This window comes from Sanguibacteroides sp. AM78-02pH3A (assembly GCF_027666085.1).
Lineage (GTDB): Bacteria > Bacteroidota > Bacteroidia > Bacteroidales > Marinifilaceae > Gabonibacter > Gabonibacter massiliensis.
This window is the reverse complement of sequence record NZ_JAQEHX010000004.1, coordinates 209464-235770: the sequence shown is the minus strand read 5'-3', so window position 1 is coordinate 235770 and position 26307 is coordinate 209464. Positions and strand designations below refer to the sequence as shown.

The following is a 26307-nucleotide window of genomic DNA, read 5'->3' as shown; positions in this document are numbered from 1 at the left end:
TAAAAGAGGGAAATATGAACATAATCGGATTTTTAAGTGCTTCCATTCTATTGACCTTAATGCCGGGACCGGATATATTGTTCGTGATCACGCAAAGTATCCTCCGGGGAAAAAAAGCGGGAATCATATTCGCCACGGGATTGTGTACCGGATTGATCGTCCACACGGCAACCGTAAGTTTAGGACTCTCCCTCTTGTTATACCAATCTCCGATAGCATTCATCATACTGAAATTCATGGGAGCCGCCTACCTGATTTACCTGAGCGTCCAATCTTTCCTTCACAGGAATTCGGACACACTTGCCATGTCCCGGCATCAGCAGGCAGAACAAAAATTATACAAGAAAGGGATATTAATGAATATTTTGAATCCGAAAGTGCTCCTTTTCTTTATAGCCTTCTTTCCTCAATTCGTAAATCCGACAAAAACGAACGTCTCGGGGGAACTTCTCCTCCTCGGCGTCCTATTCATGCTCCAGGCCTGGTTCGTATTCTCGTTTGTGGCTATCCTCTCAGACAGACTATCCCGTCGCCTGATGCAACAGAAACACTTCTCCTTAGCCATGCATTACATCGAATCTCTCGTCTATTTAACCATCGGCATCAGTCTCATATTCGTCGGCATCTCATACTAAAAACGTCTTAAACGCAATATTCTCGGAATGTAGGTTGAAATATGGCGAGCCTTTTTCGTTTCGTAAACATCCTCGATTTTAATGATAATCGCCGTCTCTTCCACCCCTCCGAATGTCGGGTTAATGGCCGTACCGAAAGTCCTCATGGAAGGAGAGAGACTCATGTAAGCGTTCACCAAAGGCGGGATATTCTCTCCGTGCTCCCGAACGCATTTGGATAAGATCTTATAATCCTCCTCGTAATTGGCACCGATCAGAATCCGGCTGAATTTTTTCTCGTCAATATGAATCTCTAAAGGACGAATCGGTTCTACAAGTCTTTCCCGGTCTCTAAAATATTTCCTCATAAAGTAAAGTATAAGATCCCGGGCCTCCCGGTTAAAACTCGTGTACATCGTCACTTTGCCGAAAAAATATTTCATCTCGGGATTTTCAACGGTTAAAGCTCCCAATCCATCCCACAAATTATCCAAAGCAAACAAAGACTTGCGTCCCATTTTCGTAGATTGATAAAGCGGTTGCACGAAAGAACGCCCTAACTCGATCATCTTCGTCAGGTACTCTTTCTTAAATTTCTCCGACAATCTAAAAAGTTCAGTGGTAGCTAAATTCGGTTCTCCTTCCGCGTTCAAAGAAAGATTATCGCACAATATGTAGCGATACCCTCCCAATATCTCACACTCCTTCGGGTCCCAAACAATCAATTGCTGGTAAGGTGTGCACTCGTCCGTATCAAACTCATCGATATCGACAGCCTTACCGGTTCCTCCTCCTGCCGTACGAAAGGTCAACTCGCGTAAGCGACCTATCTCTTGCATGACACAAGGAGCGTTATGGGCATTCAAAGAGTAAATCTCATTCCCTCCCTTATTCGTCTTGCGAACAAACTTGTCTTCCGTCAACTCGGCGATCAGTTTCGCCTTTTCCACAGGATATATAACCGGTTGCATGGTATCACGATTTATCTACGCACAAAAATAAAAAAAATATAGAGTTTTACCTTTCATTCCAGACTTTTAATTGCCTGTCAAAACGAACCTCTACATCCGATAAACCATATCCCGGATAATCTTTGCCCACTCTTTGGAGGTCTTGCTATTGTCTAAAGTCTGCCACGGTATGGGCTTTCCTATCTTTATCGTAAAGGAGGCTCCTCTTTTTTTAAAGGTCTCTTTCGGTAAAAACATCATCTCTATATTTATTTTTAAACCGATCCTGGTTCGAAAATTCGCCAGATTATAAAAAAAGTTCGAATTTCTTCCGACAACCCGTATCGGCACGATATCCCGATGATGTTTGACCGCTTTACTGACGAAACTCTTTTGCCATTCAGGATCTTGTATCACACCATGATACTTACGACTTACCATACCGGCAGGAAACATGATCACCTGACAATCGGAAGCATACGCCTCATCGATAGCCGCAGCAGCCTCCTTCGCCAACCCTCCGTGCTTGTTAACCGGCAAAAAGATATTGTTCAAATTTTTCAGGTTCATCAACAAATCATTGACCGGAAACTTTAAATTCGGATATTTCTGACCCAAAAAAGAGATCAAAATGATTCCGTCAGGTCCTCCTAAAGGGTGATTGGAGGCAAAAATATATCTCCCGTCAGGATCCGGCAGATTCTCCGCACCCTCTACCTGAAAGGATATATCCAAATATTCTAATATACCGTCGGAAAAATCCAGTCCCTTCCGATCCCCGTATTTAGAGATAAAATCATTTATTTGATCCTGGCAAATAACTCTCTTTAAAAAAGAATACACAAAACCGGGAATCCATCTGGCCAATTTAGGATTCTTACTTTCAAAAAGTTTTTCTATATAGACAGGCTTAACTCTATCTTCCATCATCAATCTATTCAAAAATCAAAATTTCGGACAAAGATAAAAATAAATTTTACAAACCTTATTCATTTAAATTCGTTAGAGTGATTATGAAATAGTGAACAGAAGAATTAAATGAAGAAAATAAGTTAAACTAAAAAAAGAGTATTATGAAAAAACTAACCTTAATAACTAGTAGCGCATTCATTCTTGCACTCTCATTCCTAATGGGAAGCTGTAATTCCATGAAAAAATTGGAAAGAGAAGCCATCGAAACGGCCGTTATAGGACAGGTAAGTCCGGAACAACTCATTTCGGTGGACGGGACTGTAAACTTCAACTACAATATTGCTTTCGCACCGAAACAATTTTATAAAAAATTGACATTAAAAGTGACTCCCAAAATGCAATATCCCGGCGGTGAAGAAGTTTTATCTCCCCTTTACTTCCAGGGAGAAAAAGTAAAAGGTACGAACTATCCGGTGATAGAATACAAAGGGAACACATTCTCCACGCACAACCTGTCCTTCCCGTTTAAAGAAGGGATGCAAAAAGGCGTATTGATGGCAGACATCGAAGCGATGATGGGCGACAAGTCGGTAACCCTGACTCCCGCTATTTTAAACTCCAATGGAGTAAAAGTATGGAAAACATATGCCTATTCCATTCCTTCCGATCCTAACGCAATCCCCCTATTCACGGAAACATTCGTAAAAGATGTCCCGGCTACGGGTGTCGGAGTGGTAAGCGGTTACGTACTTTTCCCCTTAGCGCAATCCGTTATTCCTGATGCACAGAAAAAATCAAACATCATGATGCAGGCAAGCAAACAGATGAAAGCAGTTTTGGCAGATAAAAACGCTCGAATTACCAATATGATCATGTTCGTTTCCAGTTCACCGGAAGGAGCCGAAAGATTAAACAAAAACCTGACGACCAACCGGTTTAAAACGTCAAAAGCCTTCTTCGAAAAGGACTTAGGCTTTACCAATACCCCCATGGCTAAAAATTCCAAATTCATCGTGGCTAATACGGTAAACGAAAACTGGGAAGGTCTTTACTTATTACTCAACGACTCTAACATCAAGGATAAGGAGATGATGGTAAGAGAGATGAAAAATGCCACGACCAATGCCCAACGCGAAGCTCTATTGGAATCGTACATCAAAAAAGTTCCGCAACTGAAAGATGTCATTCTTCCCGTACTCCGCAGAGCTGACTTTTTCGTATTCTACACGGTACCCGCAACCATTCAGGTTGAAAATCAGGTAACGGCTTATTATTTACCACAATTGCAGGAAAATTCCGTACTCTCTTCACAAACGGATGCAAACTTATTAAACGATTTAGCTGCAATGGCCATCCAGAATAAAGAATACGGTAAAGCCAAAAAATTATTGGAATCTGCCCTTGTTATGAAACAACAACCGGAAACATACAATAATTTGGGTATAACCTATATGAAAGAAGGCAACAAAGCAAAAGCAAAAGAGATGTTCGGTAAGGCCTCCGTCAAAAAAGAAGCTAAATACAATATGGGATTAATCCTCATGCAGGAAGGTAATTATAAACAAGCCATCCCCTATTTGAAAGAGATGCCGGATATCAACTTAGCTTATTCCCAATTAATGGCCGGAGATAACCGTGCCGCTTTAGATACGTTCAAAAAATTAAATTTGACAAACGGTTATGAATACTATTTGATGGCCATCGCTGCCGCCAGAGTAAAGGATACCTCTGCTATGGCCATGGCATTACAAAAAGCCATTCAAATGGAGCCTCAATTAAAGGAAAAAGCTACCACCGACAGAGAGTTCTATCCGTACGCTCAAGAGACTGTCTTCATGGACATTGTAGAGTAACAACAGCTTTTATATAATAAAAGAGGTGACCGGGATTCCGGTCACCTCTTTTCTTTATCGATCACGTGACGACAAGTTACAACAAATTACTTGCCACCTCGGCCAAGTAGCTTCTCTCCCCTTTCTCCAAATGCACATGGGCGAAAATATCCTGTCCCTCCATCCGGTCAAACAGATGGGACAAGCCATTGGATTGCCGGTCCAAGTACGGAGAATCGATTTGATCAAGGTCTCCGGTAAATACCATTTTTACCCCTTCTCCGGCACGGGTGATAATCGTTTTGACCTCATGGGGGGTCAAGTTTTGAGCCTCGTCCACGATAAAAAAGACATCGGACAAACTCCTGCCCCGTATAAAAGCCAAGGCAGAAATCACCAACCTCTCATCTTTCAGCATATCGTCTATCATGCGGCTTTCCTGGCTATGCATATTGTAGCGGTGTTTTATCACCCCCAGATTATCGAACAGAGGTTGCATATAAGGACTGACTTTTTCGGTCGCATCTCCGGGCAAATACCCCAAATCCTTATTGGAGAGAGCCACGATAGGACGTGCCAAGTATATTTGTTCGAAATTCTTATTCTGTTGCAAAGCGGCAGCTAAGGCAAGCAAAGTTTTTCCGGTACCGGCTTTTCCGCTAAGGGCGACCAAGGATATATCCGGATTGAGTAAAGCATCCATGGCAAAAGCCTGTTCCGAATTTTTCGGGTATATTCCGAAAGCGTTCAATTTTTCCACTTTACGAACTACCTGTTTCACAGGATCATAACAGGCAAGCACCGAATTACTGCCGTTCTTCAGAATATAGTACCGGTTTCCTTTAATCTCCTGTCCCGGAAAAAAAGTAGCAACGGGAATTCCCCCGTTATTTTCATACAGTTTGGCGATCAATTCCGGTGAAAAATCCTCTATCGTAACGACGCTTTTATTCAAAAAAGTGTCTAAGTTCTTTACTTGATCGGTCTTATAGTCTTCAGCCTGAACACCTAAAGATTTAGCCTTCATCCTAAGATTCATGTCTTTCGTGACCAAGATTACCTTCTCGCCCTCTTTCTTTTTACTTAAATATTCAGCCACGGCCAATATTCGGTGATCAGGAATATCATCGCTAAAAGAAATTTTCATCTCGTCAGAAAAAGGGACTCCCGGTTGGATAAACAATCTTCCCATCCCTTTTCCCAAAGAAGCTCCCTTAACGAAAAAATCCTGTCCCGCAATCTGGTCTAATTCGCGAACAAATTCGCGGGCATGGAAATTGATCTGATCGTTTCCCCGTTTAAACTTATCTAACTCCTCCAACACGACAATAGGAATAACGATATCATTATTCTCGAAATTATAAATTGACTTGTAATCATGAAGAATAACATTCGTATCTAATACAAATGTCTTTTTATTATTTTTAGCAGTCATTGTATATGTATTTTTTACACCGACAAAATAATAAATTAAATCGTATTAAAAAAACGGCTGAGCCGTTTTTTAATGAATAAACCGGAACATTCTGTTCCATCGTATCTTACTTAAGAATGATTTATCAGGATCTAAGGACAGCCAGATAAAATACGCCTTTCCGACGATATGATCTTCTGGAACAAATCCCCAATAACGGGAATCCGCCGAATTATGCCTGTTATCTCCCATCATCCAGTAATAATCCATCTTAAATGTATATTGGTCAGTCGGCTGACCATTGATATAAATGACAGAATCCTTCACCTCCAATTTATTCTCCTCGTATGTTCCGATCACTCGTCTGTAAAGAGGTAGATTTTCCAAAGTTAAAGTTACAGTCTCTCCCTTCTTAGGTATGGGAAGAGGGCCGAAATCATCTCTTGTCCATGGATAATCGGAACTATACGGAAATACCTGCTCGCTACTCCGCTCCCTCGTCACAGAAATCACATTCGGAAGAGCCTTTACCTTTTTCAACATCTCTACGGTCAAAGGTACAATGTAAACATCTCCGTAATTCATCCTCAAATCCTCGTAAGAAACCCCCATATCATGCAATTTAGCCAAATCCAATGGACGATTTGTTTTTATGATGTACTTGTATTGCATCCCTTTGCTGTCCTCCGCTTTCTCTCCATTCACGTAAAGTTGAGCATCTCTCATCTCCAACACATCCCCCGGCATTCCGACCGCCCGTTTAATATAATTCTCCCTTTTGTCCACGGGACGAGTTATAACCCGGTATTTTTTCTTCAAAGCATTTCCCGCGTACAAAGCGGCTTCCTCGTCGGACAACATGTATCCTAAACCCGCTCCTGCATTTTTAACCTTTATGGCTTCGTCTCTTACCTGAGAATAATAATCCGGATTCTCCATGCCGAGTACCACGGTATCTCCGGCCGGAAAATTAAACACGACAATATCGTTCCGTCTAACTTTTCCCGTACCGGCAATTCGTTTATAAGGCCATTGTATGGCTTCGGAATACGCCTTGGCAGATGTCGTAAAAGGTAACGTATGATGAGTAAAAGGTACCGACAACGGGGTATTCGGCAATTTAGGACCATAAGCCAATTTGCTCACGAAAAGATAATCTCCGACCATCATCGATTTCTCCATGGAGGAAGTAGGTATGGTATAGGCTTCAAAGAAAAACATACGAATCAAGGTAGCCGCAACAATAGCAAAAATCAAGGCATCGATCCACTCAACCACCTTTGTTTGTTTTTCTACCCCTCTCTTCTTCCAAAACGCCCAATGTATTTTTTTCGTAATATAAATATCAAAAATAACAGGTACGCCTAATAATAGCCACCAGGAACTTACCCAACAAGTCCACAATAAATATACCAATAAAACGATCCCGAATTTAAACCATTTGTTTATTAAGATATCTCTCATATTTTTCTATTTAGATTTACGATCTATTCCTTCTCCGTCCAAACGGAAAAGTGCATACAAACCGCCCATTATTTATTATTGTCCAAATGCAATAAATCTTCCATTCCGTAGACACCCTTTCTGCCGACCAAGAACTCCGCAGCCATTATGGCCCCCAACGCAAAACCCTCTCTTGAAAGAGCCGAATGATAAATCTTGATCTCATCCGCATCGGATTGATACGTTACCGAATGTATACCAGGCACCTCCCCCTCCCGTTTTGCCGTAATAGGGATTTCCCCCTCTCTTACCGGTTCTCCGTCCAACTTCCACGAAGAATATTTCCCGTGCTGTTCCATGATCCCTTCTGCCAAGGCAATGGCCGTTCCGCTCGGAGCATCTAACTTATGAATATGGTGCGTCTCTTCCACGAATACTTTATAACCTTCGAAGCGGGACATCGTCTTGGCTAACCAACGATTCAAATGGAAAAATATATTGACACCGATACTGAAATTAGAAGCATAAAAAAAACTACCCTGCAATTCCTTACACATGCCAATCACTTCCTCCCAACGATTCAACCAACCGGTCGTACCGGAAACCACTGGAATTCGGTTACGAAAACACCAGGTATAGTTATCCACGGCTGCAGCCGGCATCGTAAACTCAATCGCCACATCCGCTTCGCGTAACCGCTCGTCCTGTTCGACAGAACGGTCATGGTCATCCGCGATAAAAACCACTTCATGCCCTCTCTCACAAGCCATACGCTCGATCGCCTTTCCCATTTTACCGTAACCCAATAATGCTATTTTCATCATGTTAAAAATTTTACCTGCCCCCCGGATTCCCCCCTTCCATCGTACCATTGCTTTATTCGGAACTCTACGCCACAAAGTTAACATTTAAAAATAAAAAAAGGCCACCTTACGGCAGCCTTTTTAATCGATATTTCATAATCACTATGCTAACTCTTTCACTTTCGCAACAACAGCTTTGAAAGCTTCCGGTTGATTCATCGCTAAATCAGCCAAAACTTTACGGTTCATATTAATCTCTGCTTTATGAACTAAGCCCATAAATTTGGAATAAGACAAACCCTCCATTCTGACAGCAGCATTAATTCTCTGAATCCACAATGCTCTAAATTCTGATTTTTTCTTCTTTCTGTCACGGTACGCGTATAATAAACCTTTCTCATACGTGTTTTTGGCAACCGTCCAGACGTTCTTTCTTGCTCCAAAGTTTCCTCTGGTCTGTTTTAAAATCTTTTTTCTGCGTGCTCTCGAAGCAACGGCATTTTTAGCTCTTGGCATACTCTTTTGTTTTTTGAATGTTAGCGTTCCAATGGAAACTTCTATTTAAGCTTAACATTCTGGTTAATAACTGTTTAATTTAAAATAATCTTACATGCAAAGCATCTCTTTCACGCCCTTTACATTCGCTTGATCTACAATTGTCGAATGAGTAAGATTTCTCTTTCTTTTTGTGCTCTTTTTCGTCAAAATATGACTCTTAAAAGCATGTTTTCTTTTAATCTTCCCCGTAGCGGTCAAGGTAAACCTTTTTTTCGCGCTACTTACGCTCTTCATCTTTGGCATCTGTTCTAATTTTAATTGTGTTTCAGAAAAATATAATTATAAAATATCGATCAAAATTACTTTTTAGGAGCAATAACCACAATCATCTTTTTCCCTTCCAATTTCGGAGCTGACTCTACCTTCCCGTAATCATCCAATTCACTGATGAAACGCTCTAAAAGATCGGATCCCTGATCCTTAAACAATATAGAACGTCCTTTAAAAAACACGTATGCCCTCACTTTCGCCCCTTCTTCCAAAAAACCTCTGGCGTGCTTTAATTTAAAGTTAAAATCATGCTCATCCGTTTGCGGTCCGAACCGAATCTCTTTTATTACCACTTTAACACTTTTCGCCTTGATCTCTTTCTGCTTCTTTTTTAACTGATACAGAAATTTGCTGTAATCAATCACCCGGCAAACAGGTGGATCCGCGTTAGGAGAAATCTCTACCAGATCGGCTCCCGCAGCCTCCGCTATCGCTAAGGCCTCTTTCAAAGAATAAACCCCCGGTTCTACATTTTCTCCAACGACTCTCACAGAGGCAGCTCTGATCTGCTCGTTTATTCTGTGCTGTGGCTTGTCATTTTGACCTCTAAAGCCCCTACTTTCCATTGTTCGTGCTATAATTAATCCTCCTTTATTAGTAATTATAGATAGAGTCCAGCTGGGATTCTACCTCTTTATTTATCATTGTCGCAAATTCTTCCGGTGTCATAGATCCTTTATCTCCCTCTCCCTGACGTCTCACGGAAACCCTATGCTCGTTCATCTCCTGTTCCCCGACAATCAACATATACGGGATCTTTTTCAACTCGTTATCACGTATCTTCCGACCAATCTTTTCGTTACGATCGTCTAAGACGGTGCGAATATCGTAATTATTTAACAAATTCAAAACATTTTGAGCATATTCGTTGTATTTTTCACTGATCGGAAGAATAACAACCTGCTCCGGAGTCAACCACAAGGGGAATTTCCCCATCGTGTGTTCGATCAAAACAGCAACAAAACGCTCCATACTTCCGAAAGGCGCCCGATGAATCATAACGGGACGATGTTTTTGATTATCGGCTCCGGTATATTCCAATTCGAAACGCTCCGGCAAGTTGTAATCCACCTGAATCGTTCCTAACTGCCATTTCCGGCCGATGGCATCCTTTACCATAAAGTCCAACTTCGGGCCGTAAAAAGCAGCTTCTCCCAACTCTACGGTGGTATTCAACCCTTTCTCCTCGGCAGCCTCTATAATAGCTCGTTCGGCCTTCTCCCAATTCTCATCCGTACCGATATATTTCTCTTTATTGTTCGGATCCCGTAAAGAGATCTGAGCCGTATAATCTTTAAAATCAAGAGCCTTAAATATAATGAAAATAATATCGATTACCTTTTTAAACTCCTCTTTCAACTGATCCGGAGTACAGAAAAGATGCGCGTCATCCTGCGTAAATCCGCGTACCCTCGTCAACCCGTGCAACTCCCCGCTTTGCTCGTAACGATATACCGTACCGAACTCGGCAAAACGCACCGGGAGATCTTTATAGGAACGAGGTTTAAATTTATATATCTCACAATGATGAGGACAGTTCATCGGTTTCAACATGAACTCCTCTCCCTCCTGCGGAGTGGTGATTACTTGAAAACTATCTTTTCCGTACTTCTGAAAATGCCCGGAAGTCTTATACAAATTTACATTACCGATATGAGGCGTAATGACTTGCTCGTATCCATACTTTTTCTGTACTTTCCGCAAGAACGCTTCCAAACGATCCCTGAGCATCGCCCCTTTCGGCAACCACATGGGTAAACCGGAACCCACGGCCTGAGAAAAAGTAAACAACTCCATCTCTTTACCTATTTTCCGGTGATCCCGTAATTTAGCCTCCTCCATCATCTGCACCCACTCCTCCAACATCTTCTGTTTCGGGAAAGTGATTCCGTATACGCGGGTCAACATCTTGTTGTGTTCGTTCCCTCTCCAGTATGCGCCGGCAACGCTGGTTAACTTAATAGCCTTTATATAGGAGGTATTGGGCAGATGCGGTCCGCGACACAAATCCGTAAAATCCCCCTGTCGATAATAGGTGATCGTTCCATCCTCCAGATCGTTGATCAATTCGACCTTATAGGTTTCATCCAAAGATGAAAAATGATCCAACGCCTCCCGCTTACTAACATCTATCCTGCAATATTCTTCGTTCTTTCTCGCTAACTCCAACATCTTTTTCTCGATTGCCACAAGATCTTTTTCCTGGATGGATACCCCCTCACCCGGATCTACATCATAATAAAAACCGTTTTCGATCGAAGGGCCTATCCCGAATTTTATTCCCGGATAGAGTTCTTGCAAAGCTTCTGCCATAAGATGTGCAGACGAGTGCCAGAAAGCATGGCGTCCTTCCTCATCATCCCACGTGTTTAGCTTAATCTCGGCATCTGTCGTAATTCCCCGCGTCAAGTCCCACGTGACTCCATTTACGGATATTGACAATACCTCCTTAGCCAACTTAGGACTAATCGACTTCGCTATGTCCAAACCGGTAATCCCGGATTCAAACTCTTTTACATTCCCGTCAGGAAATTTAATCTTTACCATTTACGCTTTCTTTTAGTTACTACTAATGTAATTTACAATTTGCAAAGGTAGCAAAAACCATCGGAATAACAAAAGAAAAAGCCTTCCAATAAACGATCTATATCAACAAAATCAATCCGAAACGATCCTCAGAATTCTCTCCTGTTTTTTTTCCGCACCTGAATCAATAATCCCAAAATAATACTTTTACAAGAACAAGGATACGGTGAGAATTGGAAATTAGTAGCATTGCCTTGTTCCGTGCCACTTGTAAACGCGTATCTTTTCTGTGTCGTTCAGTCGTTATTCATTATCATCGTAATAACGGATTTCTCTCGTCGGGAAAATACGGGCGGCAGTTTAGAATCTATTAATGTCCGCCCGATGTATAGCGGGCGCGATATGACTAAATTTCGTACGGTGGTTATTCGTCCGAATCAACGAGTTCTTTTTTCGCAGGGAGTAAAGTTTCGTGGTAAAGATTCTGTCGTTTTTGAACCATCGAGTTACTTATCCGGGTGGTAATTTTACGAGTCGAATATTAGATATAGACAGTTTGAAGTTTTCATTGAACACGTTTCAAGAACCGGATGTATTTTTAGAACACTTTGCCCAGGCCAAACCGAAAGGAATTAAAGCGTATTTCCAAAGTGATTTTTATTTTAATCCGGATTTAAAATTATCCGATTTAAGCTGGCTGAGCATGGAGTAGCTCATGTCCGTTTTATCGAAACCCCGGTATCTTTTTTATTGGAGTTTAATGAAGGAAAATTCATGAGTGGACAAGTGGAACCAGGAATGACATTTTTACCGGAAAAAAGGGTTCGGCATGGAATTGATGGGAATACTGAACATTCCCATTTCCTCAAAAGGAGAAAAAGACAATAGAAGAGTCAGATACATCGGTTCATACGACACGGAAAGTGAATATTTCCACGAGATCGGACAATCCATCGCCTTAAAAATGGCAGTAGAAACAGTAGGAGCCGATGCACAGATCAGTCATCCGTTATTGAAATGGAGAAAAACAGGAAAGTGGAAATACACTCTCTGGAATGCCATGGCGATGTTTTACGACACTCGTTCAAATGTATATTCCGCAAAGTACCCCTTTGCAGATTTTCTGTTTAGAACTTTATATTCCGACAAATCGCATTTTGTATCCGGCCGTCTTGCAAAACCCTTTATTTACAATTTTTCAGGTAGAGACGAGAAACAATTGCAGGCTTACATACGGTATCACAGTTTAGAAAACGCTTTGCAGGACGGGAAGTCGCTCCCAACATTTTATACCATACCGTTCGCGAGAACCTGTTTGAACTAACCAATTACTTGGGTCCAAAGATTTCTTTGGACTCTCTTTTCATGAGATTGGAAGAGGTCTATCACAAGCAACAAGGCATTATCAGCCTCGAGCAATTGGCAAAAGAGCTGAAGATAGAAGGAAACATACGGGATGTGTTTGACAAATGGTTAAGAAGTGGACATAATCAATATTTCGCTGTAAAAGATTTAACACGCAATTTTTACCCCGGAGACGAAGACCATCCGAACGGATGGGTTGAAATAAAAGGGAAAGTAATGAATCGGGGCAAAGAAGGCGGCTTTGTTTTCATGAAGCTAATCACGGGCCGGGGCAAAGAAAATTACGGTTGTTATATTAAACCGGGAGAGGCTAAAGCCTTCAGGTCGATCTCAACAGCAGAAGGATTGTATTATCCGTCGGCTGTTTTAAATACAGGCATGGCCATTAACCGTCCCAATGAATTCTCTTTCATATATAACGAGTTACCCTATTCCGGTAGTAAAGTCGAAAACCCAGCCGGGTGGATCGACATGGACACCTCCGCTTTCCAACCGTCTCACAAAGAAATCATCGTGGACAATTTAGACCCCGATTTCTCGTATGACGACCGAGCCAATCAGACGTTATTTCAAAAATGGTTCGGGGTAAAACGGACAGGGGATTTATACACTAAAAACATGGAAGAACGATTTTGGAATCCTCTTGTCTGTAAAAATTTTTACGGAAAAACAAAAAAAACGGCAATGAAAAGACATTGGTCACTCTTGAGCATGGAGCTTATTAAACAATATGGCCAAATTCGTGTAAATGGTTGTGTTCTGCACGGCAATATGGGAAGGAACTTTTATACGGGCCGGAGTAAAGTTCCATATGGCTTTTATTCCCCAAGCAACCATCAGATCGGCTACTCCCTGGGCACATTCGGCGGGAACCGTAATAATTCCTATGGCCACGTTACATTCGGCAGGCATTCCGCGAAATTGATCGATGTGATAAATTTCAATGTCATTAATCTTCGTTCCGATTTTGGAACGATCCACATCAAATGCCTTCTCTATATTCAACCCGAAATTACGCAGACCTTTATCATGAAGTAACGCACTACCCAAAGAACCTACCCCGACAAGAAAAGCGTTATTGATTTTATTGAACCCTAAGAAATCTTCCAAAATACAGACAAAATTATCCACCTCGTATCCTACTCTCGTCTTGCCCGATATTCCCGTATGAGACAAATCCTTTGTCACTTGCGTCGCATCAATCTCCATGTATTCAGCAATGCGCGTTGAGGAAACATATTTCTCCCCCTGTTTTTGTAAAGTCTTCACAAAAGAAAGATAAGCCGGCATTCGCCTCAATACGGGCACTGGAACTATTTTATTATCACTACTCATAAAGCGTTCAATAATTTCTGCAAAGGTACATCTTTTCGCGAATCATCTGCAAAAAATCATACTATTTCTTTTTTAACATTCCATGCCCATTCCCTCTCCCTCCCATCTCTTACAACATGTTTCTCCTGTAAATAACCCCATCCTTTAAAATTTGCAGGAAGCGAAAATAGCACCAGCCGCACGCTGAAATTTCCGATTTCGTATTCTTCTTTACCGTGATTATTGTTACTTTTGCACGCTCAATAAAAAGATTTTGTATCTATCATGAATTACAAAGAAACATTAGAATGGCTTTTTACTCAACTACCGATGTACCAAAGAGAAGGAAAAGCTGCTTATAAAGCTAATTTAGATAATACTTTAAAGTTGGATCAACATTTTGACTCCCCTCATCGTCAATTCAAAACCATACACGTGGCAGGCACGAACGGTAAAGGTTCCGTCTCGCATATGCTGGCCTCCATCCTTCAGGAAGCCGGATATAAAACGGGACTATACACATCTCCCCACTTGAAAGATTTCCGCGAGCGGATCAAAATCAATGGCGAAATGGTCAGTGAAGAATACGTCGTGAATTTTGTAAAAGACTACCGGGATCTTTTTGCCGAGATAAAACCCTCGTTTTTTGAAATGACCGTTGCCATGGCTTTCAAATACTTCGCAGATCAACAAGTAGATATAGCCGTCATCGAGGTCGGGTTAGGCGGCCGGCTCGATTCCACCAATATCATTAAGCCTTTGGCTTCTATCATTACGAACATCTCTTTCGATCACATGGCTCTTCTTGGAGACACGCTCGAGAAAATAGCACGCGAAAAAGCCGGTATCATAAAACCTCAAGTCCCGGTAATTATCGGTACGCGGGATACCGCAACGGATTTCGTTTTCGAGGATAAAGCGGACGAATGCCAATCGCTTCTTGAATTTGCTTCCGACAACTGGGAAGTAAACCGGAATTCTACAAACACCTATACCCTTCACCGTCGAAACGGGATCCTATTCGACAATATCCAACCGGATCTAAAAGGGTTCTACCAACGAAAAAATATTCCGACCGTATTAGAAACCGTTCTAACACTGAAAGAACAAGGGTTGTCTCTCCCGGATCATGCCGTCTACGCCGGGATCGCCCGTACGATACAAAATACCGGTCTGTTAGGACGTTGGCAGGAATTAAAGAAACATCCGTACACGGTATGCGATACCGGACATAATATAGACGGATTGACCGAGGTTGTCGCTCAAATAAATGCTTGTCGATACGAAAAACTACATTTTGTCATCGGTATGGTAAACGATAAAGATGTCGACAGCGTTTTGCATATCCTGCCCAAAGATGCCGCGTACTACTTCTGTAAAGCTTCCATTCCAAGAGCCATGAACGAAAAAATTTTAGCAGAAAAAGCCCGGTCTGTCGGATTAACGGGAGAAACCTTTCCCACGGTAGATGCCGCATATCGAGCCGCACAAAAAGCAGCATCACCCCGGGACATGATTTACATCGGCGGAAGCACTTTTGTCGTTGCCGAAATCGTATAAAAAAACATCCGGCAAATACCGGATGTTTTTTCTATGTACTGAAGAATCAATTGTAAATATTTATTTCAATCACTTTTTCTTTTCTATTTTTTCCGCTTTAAAAACAGCAATCACATTCCCGTCGTTTTTCAAACTCAATTTATCGTTTTTAATTACAAAACGATTCGTTTCGTCCAGCATCTTAAAAAAGGTTACCTCGATATCCATATTAGGACAGGCCATCTTGGTCGCTCCCATCTGACTAAAGGTCAATTTATCCTCCTCCGTGGCATAGGTCCCGAAAAAACGGTTACATCCGGCTTGTCCCGCCACCTTTTTCCCCGCCTTCTCAAAAGTGATACTGACTTGTTGGTTGCTATTTTTCATTTTTAACTCTTTACCGTTCAAACTTTCGGCAACCCAATTCACTCCCGTCAACGGCAAATTTTCCTTAGCCGATTTACACGAGACAGCCCCTAATACCGCCAGACAAAAAAACAAGATTTGTTTCATATTTCTTTTCTCTATTGTTTGGATACTCTTGATTAACCTTTGATTAGTTCTTGTATTTATACAAATTACATGCCAAAACAATCGATAACCCGTTTAAAGGTTCATTTCGTCAAAAAAACAACAAAAAAAAGCTCACGAAAAAAAAAGTAAGTCATCGTAAGAATTAACCTGACAATTACGGATAAAATTCAATAATAGGTTATATATTTGCAGGTATTTTGAAAACGTTTGTTTTACGATAGATTAATAAATAATTATCTACATATCAAAAATATAAAAGAACAATGTCCAAGGTAATAAAACTGAAAAAAGGCCTTGATATCAAGTTAAAAGGAGAGGCGGAAAAAACAGTGGCCTCCGTGGAGGGATGTAACCTATACGCGGTAAAGCCTACCGATTTCCGAGCGCTTACTCCTAAACTAATGGTAAAAGCAGGCAATGAAGTTAAAGCAGGCGACGTATTATTCTCGGATAAATACAGACCTGAAGTCCAGTTTACGGCCCCGGTTAGCGGTATCGTGGATACGGTAAACAGAGGTGAAAGAAGAAAATTATTAGAGATTGTCATAAAAGCGGATGCAGAAATCAGCTACAAAGATTTCGGTAAGGCTGATGTGAACAAATTAAACCGGGAGGAGATCATTTCCAAATTACTTGAAAGCGGAATATGGCCCATGATCAAACAACGTCCTTACGACGTAATTGCAAACCCGGAAACCACACCGAAAGCCATTTTCATCTCAGGCTTTGACTCGGCTCCGTTAGCTCCTGATTTCGAGTTCGCCTTACAAGGAGAAGAAGAGGCATTACAGACGGGTATCGATTGCCTGAAAAAGCTTTGCAATAAAAAGGTATATTTAAATCTCCGAGAAGGAACTCCTTCCCATTCCATTTTTGCAAAACTAAAAAACGTTGAGATCAACTATTTCAGCGGTCCCCACCCAGCCGGGAACGTAGGCATACAAATCCATCATTTGGATCCGATCAATAAAGGAGATATCGTATGGGTTGTCAATATCATGGATGTTGCCATCATAGGTCGGTTATTTTTAACAGGCCATTTCGATGCGCGTAAAATTATTGCCTTAGTAGGTTCCGAGGTGAAAAAACCAGCATACTATAAAACAATCCTCGGCGCAAATATCGGTTGTATCGTTAACAACAAGTTGAAGAACCAAGTACACCAACGGATCATTTCCGGAAATGTTCTCACGGGTTATAAAGTATCCCCGGAATCGTTCTTGGGTTATTACAACAATATGGTAACCGTCATTCCGGAGGGAGACGAATACGAATTTTTAGGTTGGGCCACCCCCGGATTCAACAAATTCTCCATGTCCAAAACCTTCCCCTCTTTCTTATTTCCCAACAAGAAATACGCGTTGAACGCGAATTATCATGGAGAAGAGAGAGCGTTTGTCGTCACCGGACAATACGAGAAAGTATTACCCATGGACATTCTGCCGGTTTACCTGCTAAAAGCCGTTTTAGCCGAAGACCTGGATAAGATGGAGCAATTGGGTATGTATGAAATTGCACCGGAAGACTTGGCTCTTTGTGAATTTGTTTGCACCTCTAAAACTCCGGTACAACAAATCGTAGAGCAAGGTATTGAACTGATGATGAAAGAACTGAGTTAATTGACGATTTTAGATTTTAGATTTCGGAAATCAAAAATCATAAATCATAAATTCAAAACAATAGAAAATGAACTTTTTACGAAATTATTTAGATAAGCAAAAGCCTAAATTCGAAGAGGGAGGTAAACTGCACAAGTTGCACTCCGTTTTCACGGGTTTCGAGTCTTTTCTTTTTGTGCCCAATCGCACAACGACTTCAGGTTGCAATATCAGGGATGCCGTTGATTTAAAAAGAACCATGATCATCGTGGTCATAGCCCTGATCCCGGCTTTACTGTTCGGTATTTACAATGTAGGTTATCAGCATTTCAAAGCAATCGGTTCATTAGCGGAAACCGGATTCTTCGAACTATTCTTTTACGGTCTATGGAGAGTTCTTCCCATGATCATCGTCTCTTACGTGGTCGGGTTAGGTATAGAATTCGCCGTGGCACAAATCAGAGGGCATGAAATTAACGAAGGCTTTCTTGTATCCGGCTTGTTGATTCCGTTAATCATGCCGGTAAACGCACCGTTATGGATGATTGCCGTGTCTACAGCCTTTGCGGTCATCATCGGAAAGGAAATATTCGGAGGAACCGGGATGAACATTTGGAATCCGGCTCTATTGGCTCGGGCATTTTTCTTTTTCTCCTACCCTTCTATGATCTCCGGCGATAAAGTATGGATCGCAGGAATGCCTGACGGTTTTTCACAGGCTACGCCGTTGGCTCAGGCCGCCCAAGGCACACCTCTAACCGCAGACTTCAGCACCATGTTTTGGGGGTTGATTCCGGGATCCATTGGAGAGACCTCGACCTTCTGTATTTTACTGGGTGCTATTTTATTGATTGCAACAGGAATTGGAAGTTGGAAAATCATGCTATCCACTTTTATCGGAGGATTCTGCATGGCTTACTTGTTAAACCTAACCTTACCCGAAACAAACCCGTATGCAGCCGTAGATGCTATCGATCATTTGGTGATGGGAGGGTTTGCCTTCGGCGCCGTATTCATGGCGACAGATCCGGTAACTTCAGCTCAAACCGAAAAGGGAAAATGGATTTACGGATTTATTCTCGGAGTAATGGCAATTCTAATCAGGACCTTGAATCCGGGGTATCCGGAAGGAATGATGTTAGCCATTTTGTTAATGAACACGTTCGCTCCGCTTATCGACTGGTTTGTTGTGCAAGGCAACATTAAACGCCGGTTGAAAAGGGCAAAAGTCATGGTAGATTGATCTAATTCTAAATCAAAGAGAGATGAATAAACAAGGAAATACATACACCTTTATATATTCCATTATACTGGTAGTCATCGTTGCCGTTCTGCTGTCCGTGATAGCCCTGTGGTTACAGCCTACCCAAAATGAAAATATAGAGAATGAAAAAAGACAGAACATACTGCGTTCTGTGAATATTACCTCCACCCCGGAAAACTCCAAAGAACTATTCGACAAATACATTACCAAACAATTTATTGTCAATTCGAAAGGAGAAGAAGTGGCGGGGAACGCTTTCGCGGTTGATCTCAGCAAGGAAGTGAAAAAATCGTGCGAAGATAGACAGCTTCCGGTCTACGTGGCCAATATCGATGGCGTGATCAAATACATCTTGCCGTTACAAGGAACCGGTCTATGGGGACCCATCTGGGGATATATTTCGCTAAACGAGGATAAAAATACCGTTTACGGAACCGTTTTCGATCACAAAGGTGAAACTCCCGGCCTTGGAGCAGAAATTACTCAAGATCAATTCCGTCGTCAATTTGACGGAAAAACAATCTTTGATAACGGTAATCTGGTCTCCATATTCGTGAAAAAAGGCGGAGGAGCTACCGGCCCGCATGAAGTGGATGCCATCTCCGGGGGAACCATCACCTCCAAAGGAGTAGAAAGCATGCTTAAAAATTACTTAACCTGTTACGAACAATTCTTAAAAAAATAATTCTGATGAGCGAAAAAGAAGCATTATTTTCAGCTAAGAACCTACAATTACTGTTAGGTCCTTTGAGCAAGAATAACCCGATCCTCGTACAGGTTTTGGGAATATGTTCTGCTCTTGCTGTTACGGCAAAATTAGAACCGGCCATCGTTATGGCACTATCTGTTACTGCCGTAACCGCCTTCTCTAACGTGATCCTTTCGCTGTTGAGAAATACCATCCCGACCCGTATCCGTATTATCGTGCAGTTGGTTGTGGTCGCAGCTTTAGTAATCATCGTGGATCAAATATTAAAAGCCTATGCTTACGATGTAAGTAAACAACTATCCGTATTCGTCGGTTTGATTATTACAAACTGTATCATCATGGGCCGAATCGAGGCTTTCGCTTTAGGAAACAAACCGTGGCCTTCCCTCCTCGACGGTATCGGCAATGGTTTGGGATACGGAATCATCCTGGTTATCGTGGCTTTTTTCCGGGAGTTACTCGGCTCAGGAACACTCTTCGGTATCAAAGTGGTACCACAGGCTTTTTACGATATGGGATACATGAATAACGGTTTGATGATTCTTCCTCCGATGGCCCTGATCATTGTGGGAATCATTATCTGGATACACCGTTCCAGGAATAAAGACTTAATCGAACAGAAGTAGTTAACCAAAAGATAAAATGAAGATATGGAAAACCTTTTAAATATATTCATTCGCTCTATATTCATCGACAACATGATTTTCGCATACTTCTTGGGTATGTGTTCTTATCTGGCCGTGTCGAAAACCGTTAAAACTTCTTTCGGTTTGGGTATAGCTGTCGTTTTCGTGTTACTGATTACCGTTCCGGTAAACTATTTGTTGGACAACTACGTGCTAAAAGCCGGAGCATTGACCTGGTTGCTGGGAGAGAGTGCGGCCAACATCGATCTCAGCTTTTTAAGTTTTATTATGTTTATCGCTGTTATCGCCGCGATGGTACAATTAGTGGAGATGGTCGTTGAGAAATTCGCACCGACTTTATACAATCAATTGGGAATATTTTTACCGTTGATTGCCGTTAACTGTGCCATCATGGGAGCATCATTATTCATGCAAGAAAGAGGCTACGCAAACGTAGCGGAAGCCACTGCATTCGGATTAGGGTCCGGTATCGGCTGGTTACTTGCCATCGTGGGAATCGCTGCTATCCGTGAAAAACTAAAATACTCGAATATCCCCGCTCCCCTGCGAGGTATCGGGATTACGTTTATCGTGACAGGATTAATGGCTATTTCATTCATGAGTTTTTTGGGTATCAATCTGTAAAACAATTCAGTGATTTAGAGATTGCCGATTCAGTGACGATTAATCACAGAATCTAAAATCACGGGATCACTTTATCAGTAAATCTAAAATTAATAAGATGACATTATTAGTAATAAATACAGCGATCGTCACGGCAGGAGTAATCGTGTTCCTTATCGTAACACTCATTCTCGTGGGCATGCTCCTGTTTGCCAAAGCAAAACTAACTCCCAAGGGGGAAGTGAAGGTCAGCATCAATCATGGCGAAAAAGAGATAACAACGGAACCCGGGTCAACCTTATTGGCCACCCTCGGAAATAATAAAATATTTCTTCCTTCGGCTTGCGGAGGAAAAGGCTCCTGCGGCATGTGCCGTTGTCAGGTAGAATCGGGTGCGGGATCCATTCTTCCCACCGAAACGGGCTTCTTCTCCTATAAACAGCAACACGATAACTGGCGTCTGGCCTGCCAGGTAAAAGTGAAAGAAAACATCGAGATGGAAATTCCCGAATCCGTATTGGGTATCAAAAAATGGGAATGTGAAGTCGTTTCCAATAACAACATTTCAACTTTCTTGAAGGAGTTCGTCGTGAAATTGCCGGAAGGGGAAACTTTGAAATTCAAATCGGGAGGTTATATTCAAATAGATGTACCGGCCATCGATGTTGATTTCAAAGATATTGAGGTAAACGAGAAATACCGGGCAGACTGGGAACGCATGAAGATGTTCGATTTGAAAATGCATAATCCGGAAGCCACTTACAGAGCCTACTCCATGGCCAACCACCCGGCAGAAGGGAATATCATCATGTTGAATATCCGTATTGCCACTCCCCCGTTCGACAAAGCAATAGGTGGATTCGCCCATGTAAACCCGGGCATCTGTTCATCTTATATTTTCACTCGCAAACCGGGTGATAAGGTGACCATTTCCGGACCTTATGGAGAATTTTTTCTACGGGATACCAATAACGAGATGATGTTTATCGGTGGAGGTGCCGGTATGGCCCCGATGCGTTCGCACATCTTCAATTTATTTAAAACCATGCACACGAAACGGAAAGTGACCTTCTGGTATGGTGCCCGAGCATTGCAGGAAGCCCCTTACGTGGATCAATTCAATAAGATACAAGAAGAAAACCCGAACTTCAGGTGGACCTTGGCTCTTGATAAACCGGATCCGGTGGCTGATGCGGCTGGAGTAGCTTATAAGCCGGGATTCGTACACCAGGTAATCTACGAACAATACCTCAAGAATCACGAAAATCCGGAAGATATTGAATACTATTTGTGCGGACCTCCTATGATGATTCAGGCCGTCACGAAAATGTTATACGATTTAGGTGTTCCCGACGAAAACGTTATGTACGACAATTTCGGAGGATAACATGAATAAAAAGGCCCTTGTTCCCAAGGGCTTTTTTATTTATTTACCATGTAGGCAAACAAAACATTGTACGGTCTCCGGGGAGATTTTATCGCCGCTTTTATTTCATTTGCCTGTAATTGACCGCGTAAAGGACAATAAACAGCAAGACAAAAAAGCCGGAAGTAAGGAATGAGACCCAGACGATCATCGAAAAACCTGCATAATAAGGAAGTACGAACAAAGCCAAAATCTGAGCTGCCGAATAAATATAAAACCCGACCTTTCTCAAATTAAACATAAAAATAGCCCCGATCAAACTAAACAAAGACAAAAACAAACCGGATAAATTAATCGCTGTTGCATGCAGGGCTGTCACTTGCATAAGATCCATGCTCGAATTCATCCATGCTTTAAGAAAACCGGAACCCGAACTTCCGCTACTTTGATACAACTGCTGTATTTCCATTGCAGAATTCTGAAGCCCCGCTGTAAACAATCCCATTAAATTACTTAAAATTCCCCAGCCACTCCCGATAAAAGTCAGGATACAAAGTACCGTTAAAAAGGCCGAACGTTTCGGTTTACTCGTTTCAAAAGGATTTTCCATAGTATTCAAAATTAAATTTGAAATCAAATATATAAAATATTAGAACTATTTTACCATATATTTATAATTTGCATAATACATCAAAACAAAAGCCGCATTGACCAATAAACCCAATACATTATAAATAAGAAATATCGACACGAATTGCACGGTCGTGTATACAAAAAAACCGAATTTATCCAATCGCCACATCCGATGTGCTCCATAAAGAGAAGCTCCGCTCAACACGAGTGAAATAAAAGAAGCCATCATTACAGTTTGCCCGGAAAGATACTCCTGGGGAACCATTCCATTCATCCAAAACAATTGCTCTATGTAACCGGATATCAATAGACTCACGAAGCTGACTAAAAGAGTGGATCCGCTACCGATAAAGGTCAGAATACAAAGTACGGTTAAAAAAGCAGGTCTTTCCGGTTCCCGGCCTCCTTCCCGGTTATCCGATACATAACTTCGCCCCGTTTCCATCAATTCATACACTTCTTCGGAAGAAGCGCCGCCGGATAATTCTTTTTCTCCTATCTTCATTATTTTACCTTTTATATTTCAATTTCCTTATTCCTTACGAATCTACGGGATAAAGGGTTTTTAGGATTAAAAAAAAACTTGAAATACTTTGTTTACAACGAGTATTAATATAATTTTGGCAAAGATTTTAGAATGTCTATATATTAAAAATTTAAATAATGAAAAGAGATACACAAATTTTTGACCTCATTGATAAGGAGTGTCAACGTCAAAAACAGGGGCTGGAGTTGATTGCCTCTGAGAACTTCGTAAGCGATCAAGTAATGCAAGCCATGGGTTCCTGTTTAACCAACAAATACGCCGAAGGCTACCCCGGAGCGCGTTATTACGGAGGATGTCAAATTGTCGACCAAACGGAACAGCTGGCTATTGATCGCGCATGCCAACTTTTCGGAGCCGAATTCGCCAACGTACAACCCCACTCGGGAGCACAAGCCAACGCTGCCGTGTTCTTTGCTTGCATGAAACCGGGAGATACGTTCTTAGGGTTAGACTTGGCACACGGAGGCCATCTTTCCCACGGTTCACCCGTGAATCTTTCAGGTATCAACTACCATCCGGTAGCTTACCACGTGAAGGAAGAGACCGGTATGGTGGATTATGATGAGATGGAGCGATTAGCCATCGAACACAAACCCAAAATGATCGTATCCGGAGCATCCGCATACTCTCGCGACTGGGACTACAAACGTATGCGTGAGATTGCCGATAAAGTAGGAGCTTTACTGATGTGTGACATGTCTCATCCGGCCGGTTTGATTGCCAAAGGATTACTGAATAACCCGATGGAATATTGTCATATCGTAACTACCACGACCCACAAAACACTTCGCGGTCCCCGCGGCGGTATGATCCTTCTCCCTAAAGATTTCCCAAATCCATGGGGTTTGAAAACACCGAAAGGAGAGATCAAAATGATGTCGCAGGTAATTAATTTCGCCGTTTTCCCCGGACAGCAAGGAGGACCGCTCGAACACGTGATTGCCGCTAAAGCCGTCGCTTTCGGTGAAGCGTTATCCGAAGAGTATACCAATTATGCCAAACAGATGTTAGCAAACTCCAAAGCCATGGCAAAAGCGTTCATGGACAAAGGATACAAAGTAATCTCCGGAGGTACTGACAATCACTCCATGTTAATCGATTTAAGAACCAAATTCCCGGATTTAACCGGTAAAAAAGCCGAAAATACATTGGTATTGGCAGACATCACGATCAATAAAAATATGGTACCGTTCGATACGCGTACCCCGTTCTCCACATCCGGTTTGCGGGTAGGTACTCCTGCCATTACGACCCGCGGCTTGAAAGAAGAACATATGCCTGTCATCGTGGATATGATCGACCGGGTATTAAGCAACGTCGATAACGCCGATGTAATTGCACAAGTAAGAAAAGAGGTAAACGCCATGATGAGCGACAGACCGATGTTCGCTTGGTAATATTATCGAATACGAATAAAAAAGCTGCTTTTGAAGCAGCTTTTTTATTCGTATTTTTGACAACCGGGACAGTAATATATACTACCTCCCATATAATTTTCTTTCAATATCATTTCGCCACAGCGTAAACAATTGCTTCCCAGCGTAGCCTTCGACAAATGAGAAATATATCCTCCCGGTTTTCCGAACAAATCGGTTTCGGTGCTTCTACCCCCGAAACAATACATCTCACTTAATACCACCTTAATAGCTTCAAACAACCCCTCCTTTTGCGTAAAAGATAAGGAAGAGACCTTACTCCTCGGATGGATCCTCGCGTGATAAAGGATATCCTGCAATACCCCATTCCCCAAACCGGGAATCGTTTGCCCCGTTGCCAAGAAAGCCTTAATACTCTTTTTTCCCTGCTCCTCTCCTTTAAGCAACTCCATAAAATAAGATATATCGAAAGTATCCGTCATTACTTGAGGTTTATATTTCGCACTCTCGTAATAAGGTTTTAAAGAGCCTTCAAAATCTCCGGTCGGAAAGCACCAGATTCCACCGTACATCCGGACAGAAGCAATTATACAACTTTGATCTTCAAAACCAACTAACAATTGATGTTTGGAAGGAAGTCTCTCCCCCGGCCCATAATAACGAAGATTTACCCCATCAGTATAGACTAAACGAATATCTTCGGCACATATCTCAACCATACCCCCGAAAGCACACGCTCTTCTCACGGTCTTCCCGAACAAACGCTTTTCATATTCGTCCGTATCCCCATAAAAAAAAGTAAACCGATGCGGCGTATTCTTCACAATTAAATCCGTAACACGCTTTCCTTTGATCGTCCGGTTTAATTGTTCGGCCAAACATAAAGCTTCCGGTGCCTCTATCATCCTATTTTTTATTTTTGAATTGCAATTTAAAACATCGAAAGGAACTACTTCCCCGTAATACCCTTCTTCTGTTTCAGCTTTAAGTGCCTATTGAAAACAAATCAGATCTTCAGTCGTAATATTCGTGGGCAAAAATTTGGTAGCATCTCCTCCGTTCATAACAATATCCCGCACGATGGTCGAACTGATAAAGGTATGTTCCGGAGAAGTTAACAAAAATACGGTTTCAACGGAAGAATCCATAGCTTTATTTATCTGCCCCACAGCTCTTTCATATTCAAAATCAGCAGCCGTTCTCAAGCCCCGAATGATAAAACCGGCTTCTATCCGGTTACAATAATCAACCGTTAAGCCGGAATAACTCTCCACCCGAACCCGTTCTATACCCTTAAATACTTTCTGTATGATGGCAATACGAGTATCTATATCCAAAAATTCCCTTTTGACGGCATTGATACCTACAGCCACAATAATACGGTCGAATATCTTCAATCCTCTTTTGACGATCTCCTCGTGTCCCACGGTAAAAGGATCGAATGAACCCGGAAATACGGCAATTTTTTCCATTACAATTCATTTATGATT

At 41.9% G+C, this 26307-nt stretch carries 26 protein-coding genes and 1 pseudogene; 12 read left to right on the top strand and 15 right to left on the bottom strand.

The window, feature by feature from the left end:
- Nucleotides 1–14 precede the first annotated feature (14 nt).
- Nucleotides 15–635 (top strand): LysE family translocator, encoded by a 621-nt coding sequence (locus PGR74_RS08215; RefSeq protein WP_041502059.1) that lies wholly within the window; start codon nt 15–17, stop codon nt 633–635.
- Here the strand turns inward: PGR74_RS08215 and PGR74_RS08210 are convergent.
- Both PGR74_RS08210 and PGR74_RS08205 read right to left on the bottom strand, forming a co-directional pair.
- Nucleotides 632–1585 carry a GNAT family N-acetyltransferase gene (locus tag PGR74_RS08210; protein ID WP_041502060.1) on the bottom strand — a complete coding sequence of 318 codons (954 nt, stop codon included), beginning with the start codon at nt 1583–1585 and terminating at the stop codon, nt 632–634. The two genes, PGR74_RS08215 and PGR74_RS08210, sit on opposite strands and share 4 nt — an antisense overlap.
- Nucleotides 1586–1675: 90 nt before the next feature.
- Nucleotides 1676–2491, bottom strand: a complete 816-nt coding sequence (locus PGR74_RS08205; protein WP_082032868.1) for a 1-acyl-sn-glycerol-3-phosphate acyltransferase — start codon at nt 2489–2491, stop codon at nt 1676–1678.
- A gap of 146 nt (nt 2492–2637) precedes the next feature.
- Here PGR74_RS08205 and PGR74_RS08200 point away from each other — a divergent pair, with 146 nt between their 5' ends.
- Nucleotides 2638–4329, top strand: coding sequence for a tetratricopeptide repeat protein (locus PGR74_RS08200; protein ID WP_041502062.1), 1692 nt, complete (start codon nt 2638–2640; stop codon nt 4327–4329).
- A gap of 76 nt (nt 4330–4405) precedes the next feature.
- On the opposite strand, the gene PGR74_RS08195 is transcribed toward PGR74_RS08200, so the two are convergent.
- The 7 genes and pseudogenes from PGR74_RS08195 to thrS form a co-directional block, all read right to left on the bottom strand.
- The gene (locus PGR74_RS08195; protein ID WP_041502063.1) at nt 4406–5743 is read right to left on the bottom strand and encodes a PhoH family protein; all 1338 of its coding nucleotides are present in this window, start codon (nt 5741–5743) and stop codon (nt 4406–4408) included.
- 69 nt (nt 5744–5812) lie between these two features.
- Nucleotides 5813–7186, bottom strand: coding sequence for a signal peptidase I (lepB, locus tag PGR74_RS08190; protein WP_041502064.1), 1374 nt, complete (start codon nt 7184–7186; stop codon nt 5813–5815).
- Nucleotides 7187–7254: 68 nt separating this feature from the next.
- Nucleotides 7255–7986 carry a 4-hydroxy-tetrahydrodipicolinate reductase gene (gene dapB / locus PGR74_RS08185; protein WP_041502209.1) on the bottom strand — a complete coding sequence of 244 codons (732 nt, stop codon included), beginning with the start codon at nt 7984–7986 and terminating at the stop codon, nt 7255–7257.
- 144 nt (nt 7987–8130) lie between these two features.
- Nucleotides 8131–8484 carry a 50S ribosomal protein L20 gene (rplT, locus tag PGR74_RS08180; protein WP_041502065.1) on the bottom strand — a complete coding sequence of 118 codons (354 nt, stop codon included), beginning with the start codon at nt 8482–8484 and terminating at the stop codon, nt 8131–8133.
- Between the two features lie 90 nt (nt 8485–8574).
- A complete protein-coding gene (gene rpmI, locus PGR74_RS08175) occupies nt 8575–8769 on the bottom strand; it encodes a 50S ribosomal protein L35 (protein WP_041502066.1) in 195 nt (64 codons plus the stop codon).
- Nucleotides 8770–8828: 59 nt separating this feature from the next.
- Nucleotides 8829–9362, bottom strand: a pseudogene (gene infC, locus PGR74_RS08170) (translation initiation factor IF-3); the annotation flags it as partial.
- Between the two features lie 28 nt (nt 9363–9390).
- The gene (gene thrS, locus PGR74_RS08165) at nt 9391–11343 is read right to left on the bottom strand and encodes a threonine--tRNA ligase (RefSeq protein WP_041502067.1); all 1953 of its coding nucleotides are present in this window, start codon (nt 11341–11343) and stop codon (nt 9391–9393) included.
- Nucleotides 11344–11794: 451 nt separating this feature from the next.
- Between thrS and PGR74_RS08160 the strand changes: the two genes are divergently transcribed.
- The gene (locus PGR74_RS08160; RefSeq protein WP_041502068.1) at nt 11795–12034 is read left to right on the top strand and encodes a hypothetical protein; all 240 of its coding nucleotides are present in this window, start codon (nt 11795–11797) and stop codon (nt 12032–12034) included.
- A gap of 117 nt (nt 12035–12151) precedes the next feature.
- A complete protein-coding gene (locus PGR74_RS08155; protein WP_041502069.1) occupies nt 12152–12646 on the top strand; it encodes a hypothetical protein in 495 nt (164 codons plus the stop codon).
- A 740-nt stretch (nt 12647–13386) separates the two neighbouring features.
- On the opposite strand, the gene PGR74_RS08150 is transcribed toward PGR74_RS08155, so the two are convergent.
- Nucleotides 13387–14022: a redox-sensing transcriptional repressor Rex gene (locus PGR74_RS08150; protein ID WP_041502070.1), complete on the bottom strand. Its 636-nt coding sequence runs from the start codon at nt 14020–14022 to the stop codon at nt 13387–13389.
- A 264-nt stretch (nt 14023–14286) separates the two neighbouring features.
- Here PGR74_RS08150 and PGR74_RS08145 point away from each other — a divergent pair, with 264 nt between their 5' ends.
- Nucleotides 14287–15561 (top strand): bifunctional folylpolyglutamate synthase/dihydrofolate synthase, encoded by a 1275-nt coding sequence (locus PGR74_RS08145; RefSeq protein ID WP_041502071.1) that lies wholly within the window; start codon nt 14287–14289, stop codon nt 15559–15561.
- Nucleotides 15562–15630: 69 nt separating this feature from the next.
- Here PGR74_RS08145 and PGR74_RS08140 read toward each other — a convergent pair whose 3' ends face one another.
- Entirely contained in the window at nt 15631–16053 is a 423-nt protein-coding gene (locus PGR74_RS08140) for an META domain-containing protein (protein ID WP_041502072.1), read from the bottom strand.
- Nucleotides 16054–16337: 284 nt separating this feature from the next.
- Between PGR74_RS08140 and PGR74_RS08135 the strand changes: the two genes are divergently transcribed.
- From PGR74_RS08135 to nqrF, 6 genes are all read left to right on the top strand, one after another.
- Nucleotides 16338–17693, top strand: a complete 1356-nt coding sequence (locus PGR74_RS08135) for a Na(+)-translocating NADH-quinone reductase subunit A (RefSeq protein ID WP_041502073.1) — start codon at nt 16338–16340, stop codon at nt 17691–17693.
- Between the two features lie 67 nt (nt 17694–17760).
- Nucleotides 17761–18915: an NADH:ubiquinone reductase (Na(+)-transporting) subunit B gene (locus PGR74_RS08130; RefSeq protein ID WP_041502074.1), complete on the top strand. Its 1155-nt coding sequence runs from the start codon at nt 17761–17763 to the stop codon at nt 18913–18915.
- A 22-nt stretch (nt 18916–18937) separates the two neighbouring features.
- Nucleotides 18938–19621, top strand: coding sequence for an NADH:ubiquinone reductase (Na(+)-transporting) subunit C (gene nqrC / locus PGR74_RS08125; RefSeq protein WP_041502075.1), 684 nt, complete (start codon nt 18938–18940; stop codon nt 19619–19621).
- Nucleotides 19622–19626: 5 nt separating this feature from the next.
- Entirely contained in the window at nt 19627–20271 is a 645-nt protein-coding gene (locus PGR74_RS08120; protein WP_041502076.1) for an NADH:ubiquinone reductase (Na(+)-transporting) subunit D, read from the top strand.
- A gap of 24 nt (nt 20272–20295) precedes the next feature.
- Entirely contained in the window at nt 20296–20916 is a 621-nt protein-coding gene (gene nqrE, locus PGR74_RS08115; protein WP_041502077.1) for an NADH:ubiquinone reductase (Na(+)-transporting) subunit E, read from the top strand.
- Between the two features lie 97 nt (nt 20917–21013).
- A complete protein-coding gene (gene nqrF, locus PGR74_RS08110; RefSeq protein ID WP_041502078.1) occupies nt 21014–22282 on the top strand; it encodes an NADH:ubiquinone reductase (Na(+)-transporting) subunit F in 1269 nt (422 codons plus the stop codon).
- Between the two features lie 100 nt (nt 22283–22382).
- Here the strand turns inward: nqrF and PGR74_RS08105 are convergent, their stop codons facing one another.
- Together PGR74_RS08105 and PGR74_RS08100 are read right to left on the bottom strand one after the other, a co-directional pair.
- Nucleotides 22383–22871, bottom strand: a complete 489-nt coding sequence (locus PGR74_RS08105) for a hypothetical protein (RefSeq protein WP_041502079.1) — start codon at nt 22869–22871, stop codon at nt 22383–22385.
- Between the two features lie 45 nt (nt 22872–22916).
- Complete coding sequence (locus tag PGR74_RS08100; RefSeq protein WP_041505404.1) at nt 22917–23399, bottom strand: hypothetical protein; 483 nt, start codon at nt 23397–23399, stop codon at nt 22917–22919.
- Nucleotides 23400–23557: 158 nt separating this feature from the next.
- Between PGR74_RS08100 and glyA the strand changes: the two genes are divergently transcribed.
- Nucleotides 23558–24838: a serine hydroxymethyltransferase gene (gene glyA / locus PGR74_RS08095; RefSeq protein WP_041502081.1), complete on the top strand. Its 1281-nt coding sequence runs from the start codon at nt 23558–23560 to the stop codon at nt 24836–24838.
- Between the two features lie 44 nt (nt 24839–24882).
- On the opposite strand, the gene PGR74_RS08090 is transcribed toward glyA, so the two are convergent.
- Together PGR74_RS08090 and coaD are read right to left on the bottom strand one after the other, a co-directional pair.
- Nucleotides 24883–25722: a formamidopyrimidine-DNA glycosylase gene (locus PGR74_RS08090; protein WP_041505403.1), complete on the bottom strand. Its 840-nt coding sequence runs from the start codon at nt 25720–25722 to the stop codon at nt 24883–24885.
- An 87-nt stretch (nt 25723–25809) separates the two neighbouring features.
- On the bottom strand, nt 25810–26289 hold the full coding sequence (gene coaD, locus PGR74_RS08085; RefSeq protein ID WP_041502082.1) for a pantetheine-phosphate adenylyltransferase: 480 nt from the start codon (nt 26287–26289) through the stop codon (nt 25810–25812).
- Between the last annotated feature and the right edge of the window lie 18 nt (nt 26290–26307).